Source organism: Metallibacterium sp. (assembly GCF_054637675.1).
On record NZ_JBTSRB010000093.1, the window covers coordinates 1 to 4,347 of the forward strand.

Annotated in this window: 5 protein-coding genes and 1 pseudogene; all 6 read right to left on the reverse strand. The window is 63.3% G+C overall.

The window, feature by feature from the left end:
* The coding region (locus ACYDAT_RS15690; protein ID WP_461451331.1) for a flippase-like domain-containing protein at window positions 1-920 on the reverse strand (920 nt) is incomplete at its 3' end.
* Window positions 917-1,765, reverse strand: coding sequence for a hopanoid biosynthesis-associated protein HpnK (gene hpnK / locus ACYDAT_RS15695; protein ID WP_461438550.1), 849 nt, complete (start codon window positions 1,763-1,765; stop codon window positions 917-919). The genes hpnK and ACYDAT_RS15690, both read right to left, overlap by 4 nt.
* A gap of 25 nt (window positions 1,766-1,790) precedes the next feature.
* A pseudogene (locus ACYDAT_RS15700) lies at window positions 1,791-2,544 on the reverse strand (IS630 family transposase); the annotation flags it as partial.
* 322 nt (window positions 2,545-2,866) lie between these two features.
* Window positions 2,867-3,208, reverse strand: a complete 342-nt coding sequence (locus ACYDAT_RS15705) for a helix-turn-helix domain-containing protein (RefSeq protein ID WP_461451333.1) — start codon at window positions 3,206-3,208, stop codon at window positions 2,867-2,869.
* Window positions 3,205-3,528, reverse strand: a complete 324-nt coding sequence (locus ACYDAT_RS15710; protein WP_461451335.1) for a type II toxin-antitoxin system RelE/ParE family toxin — start codon at window positions 3,526-3,528, stop codon at window positions 3,205-3,207. Before ACYDAT_RS15710 ends, ACYDAT_RS15705 begins: the two co-directional genes overlap by 4 nt.
* Window positions 3,529-3,555: 27 nt before the next feature.
* A partial coding sequence (locus tag ACYDAT_RS15715) for a tyrosine-type recombinase/integrase (RefSeq protein WP_461451337.1) occupies window positions 3,556-4,347 on the reverse strand: 792 nt, incomplete at its 5' end.

The window sequence follows — 4,347 nt, forward strand, 5'->3', positions numbered from 1 at the left end:
TCACGCATGCGTTTGACCAGGGACAGCGCGATGCTGGCATCCGGCGGCAGGCCGATCATGTTGCCGAACAGAACCAGACCGACTTCCTGCGTGCCCAGCCCGGCCGGAGTAACAAAGTTGAGCTGGCGCAAGGCCTGGGTCACGGCCTCGATGGCGATGGCATCCCATACGCTGACCGGATAGCCCAGCAGTCGCAGCGCCAGCCAGCTTTCGAAGCTGCCCACCAGCAATCCGAGGAACTGCCAGGTGCAGGCGACGAGCAGGCGCCCTGGCCGGCCATAGAGTATCCGTATCTCCATGTCGAGACGCGAGCCGTCGATCAGTTTGCTCAGTCGGGAACGGCCACCCAGCAGTTTCTCCGCAAAGATCTCCAGTCGCGAGAACACCTTTCCGTGGCGCAACAGCACGATCAATACGACAGGTACCAGCAAGCTGGCAATCAGCGTAAGCAGAATCGAGCCCGGGGCACTGATACTGTGTGTCAGCTCGATCAGCAGCACCATGCCCAGCACCGCGAACAGGTACAGATTGACCAAGGACAGTAGTACTTCCATGATCACGCTCGCGGCGGCGACCGCGCTATCGATGCCACGCCATCTGATCAGGCGTATGCCGATGATCTCGCCGCCGACGTTGGCCACCGGCAGCAGCCGGTTGCATGCTTCACGTATCGCCGCGATCCAGAACAATATGGGGATCGTGGCTTGCCGGTGGGGATCGCGCAGCGCCAGCAGCACGCGCCAACCGATCACATCCAGCAGTAGTGGTAGCACATGGAAAGGCAGCAGCCACAGCAAGCTCCAACCCGCATGGCCGATGGCGCTGAAGATCGTGGACCAGCCTTGGTGTATCACCAGCGCGATGACAGTGGCGAGGCCCAGGAGGCCGGCAACATAGCCCAGTCGCCTCATGTTCTTCATGCGGGCGTCGCCGCAGGATCTGAAAATCCGTGGCACAACAGACAGCGTTCGTTGATCAGCTCGCGCACGCGCGGCGAGAGTAGCGCGGCCAGTTCATCGACGTGCCGGTAATCGGCCATGCTGGCGACCAGACCTTCGTGCACCGCCGGATGCAAATACAGTTCCGAAAGACCGTCAGGCAGATCTCGCAGAATGTCGAGGAGCGCGGTTTCATCCATGCCGCCGCTATGTCGGATACCGAAGACGTGGTTATTGTAGGTGATACCGGCCTTGTCCATGCGGCGACGCATCAGTGCCAGCCATGGTTGCAACCACGGCCCCATGCCGGGCTCGGACGGCAGTCGAATGGCGCGCAGGCCGAACTCCCTGCCGATTGAAAGCATCAATGACAGGATGGTTGGATGTAGATGGAAGTGCTTGTGCGCGTTGACGTGATCAAGGTGCAATCCGGTTGCGGCGAACGCTTCGAATTGGGCGCGTATCTCGGCGGCCAGTTGGAGGCGTACGCGAGGCAGGAAAAAGTAGCGGAAGCCGTTGTGCACCATGGCGTGGCTGAACTGGCCGTGCGCATCGACCAGATCAGGAATGCGCGCCGGAGGCAGTATGGCGCGGCCATCGGCCAGGACCAGATGCAGTCCCACGGTCAAATCCGGAAGTCGTCGGGCACGTGCGACGGCATCGGCTGTTGCGGGCGCCGCGACCATCAGGCTGGCCGTTCGCAGCACGCCCTCGCGATGGCCTCGTTCGACGGCTTCGTTGACGGCTTTGTGCAGTCCGTAGTCATCTGCAGTGACAATCAGGCGCGGCCGGATTGTCATGGCGTGACGTGGGGACTGCATGCTCATCTAGTGTGGCGTCTCATAAATAACTTCAAATTAGTTTAGTGGCGGCACGTGCCACGGAAGCAAGGATGGCATCGGCGGTCTTGTGCCAGACAAAGGGTTTGGGGTCGGCGTTGTGCGTGTCGATGTCATCGCGGATGGATTGTTCGAGATCGGCGACGCCGGTGTGTGCATTGCGCTTGATCCATTTTTCGCTGATCTGTCCGAAGAACCGCGGCACCAGGTTGAGCCAGGAGGCGGGGGTCGGCGTGAAGTGCACGTGGTAGCGCGGCCGCACCGCAAACCATGCGCGCACGTTCTCGGTCTTGCGCGTCCCATCATTGTCCATGATCTGTTGGATGTCCTGATCCGCCGGGGTGTGGCGGCATCAATGGCCTTCAGGAACTGCAGGAACTCGGCACTGCGATGGCGTCGCTTGAGCTGCCCGATGACCTTGCCTGCGGCGACATCCAATGCAGCAAACAGGGAGGTGGTGCCGTGTAGCTAGTAGTCATGGGTGCGCGTTTCCGGCTTGCCAAAGGTCAACGGCAGCCCAGGTTGCGTGCGGTCCAGCGCCTGAATCTGGCTCTTTATCGTCCACGCAACACCAGCGCACGATCCGGCGGCGCCAGATACAGGCCCACGATATCCCGTACCTTGTCCACGAAGTACGGATCGGTGGACAGCATGAAGGTGGTTTGCAGGTGGGGCTTCAGCCCGAACGCATGCCAGATCCGATGCACCGCAGGTGCCGATATACCGGTCGCGGCGCTCATGCTGCGCACGCTCCAGTGCGTGGCGTTGTGCGGTTGGGCCTGCGGTTGGGTCTGGTCGGCGATCAGTGCAATCGTCGCCCATGTGAAAACCGCCATGAATCGTCGCAGCGGAGTCAGGGAAAGTGCGCGAACGACTCTTGCGGCTTCATAAAACGTCGCGGCGCGCTGCACCTCGGAAGGCATCGGCTGCTGGCTATAGATCCAGTGCAGCAGCGGTTCGGGAGTGTTGTCCAGCGAATCGACTGGCTTGGATTTCACAGGCACCTTCCCCGCGCCCTTCAAAGGATCGCCACGGCAGCCGGTGAAGGTGGCCGGCGTGCGGGAGCTACCCTAGCCGTGGCGAAGTCGATCAGGCGCGCTTGCGGGTGCGCTCGGGCTTGGGCGCAAGGCTCAAGTGCAGATCGCAGCCCAGCGCGTCGGCATAGCGGCGCAGCGTGGCGATGGACGGGGCATGCTTGCGGCTGCCGGCGCTCGATTCCAGACGCGCAACGGATGATTGCGGGATGCCCATGCGCTCGGCCACTTCGGCTTGCGTGAGTCCCGCAGCTTGGCGCGCGCGCAGCAATTCGCCCAGCATGGCGAACTCGTCGGCCAGCGCGGCGTAGGCTTTCTCGTAGCCGGGCTGTTTCAGCCAGCGCGCATGCGTGGCCTCGATATCGAAAGGGACCGGCTCGTAGCGTTCGGGTTTCATGTCTTGACCTCTCTCAGCCGTGCGCGTGCGGTTTCAAGCTCGCGTGCCGGGGTTTGCTCGGTTTTCTTGATGAATGCATGCAGGATCACGATGCGCTGCCCGGTGACGGTGCAGTAGAACGCGCGTCCGATACCCTTGTGGCCTTTGGCGCGTACCTCGAACAGGCCACCGCCCATTGCGCGCGTATGCGGCATGCCCAAGTCGGGGCCGTGTACGGCCATCGTTTGGGCAATGCGCAGATAGCTGGCGTGCACGCCTGCCGGCCATGCCTCGATCAGTGCCGCGACCTTCGGGCTGTAGTAGCTCAGTTGCCATGTCATGAATATATCATGCCTGCTATGGCGGCATCATGCGTCGCACTTGATCGGTACCACGTCGGCGCCATTGCGCAGCGCGTCCAGATAGTCGGCCCATGCCTGCATCATCCTGCGCCGTTCGAGCATGTGTTCGGCATAGTCGTAGGCGGCGCGCACCGCGTCACGCTCGGCATGCGCAAGCTGGCGTTCGATGGCGTCGCGATTCCAGCCTTGCTCGTTCAGCAGCGTGCTGGCCATCGATCGGAAGCCGTGGCCGGTCATGGTCTGGCCGTCGTAGCCCAGCGCGCGCAGGGCGACGGTGATGGCGTTTTCGGACATGCAGCGCGCGGCGCCGCGCGGTGAAGGGAACACGTACTTGCCACGCCCGGTCAGCGGCTGCAGATCGCGCAGGATGGCGATGGCTTGCGTACTCAGCGGCACGATATGCGGCGCGCGCATCTTCATCTTGTGCGCCGGGATGCGCCACTCGGCATTGTCGAAGTCGATCTCGGCCCATTCTGCATGCCGCAGTTCGCCGGGGCGGGTGAACACCAGCGGCGCCAGCTTGAGCGCAGCGGATGCCACGGGGCCGCCGCTGTAGCTGTGCAGCGCGCGCAGCAGCTCGCCGACGCGCGCCGGTTCCTTGATGCTGGCCAGGTGCACCTTGGGCGCGGGCGGGATGGCGCCGCGCAGGGCAGGGGTCGGGTCGGCGGTCGCGCGCCCGGTGGCTACGGCATAGCGAAACACTTGCCCACAGACTTGATGCTGGCGGTGCGCCAGGTCCACGGCGCCGCGCGCTTCGATCCGGCGCAGCACGGCCAGAATGTCCGGGGCGTTCACGCT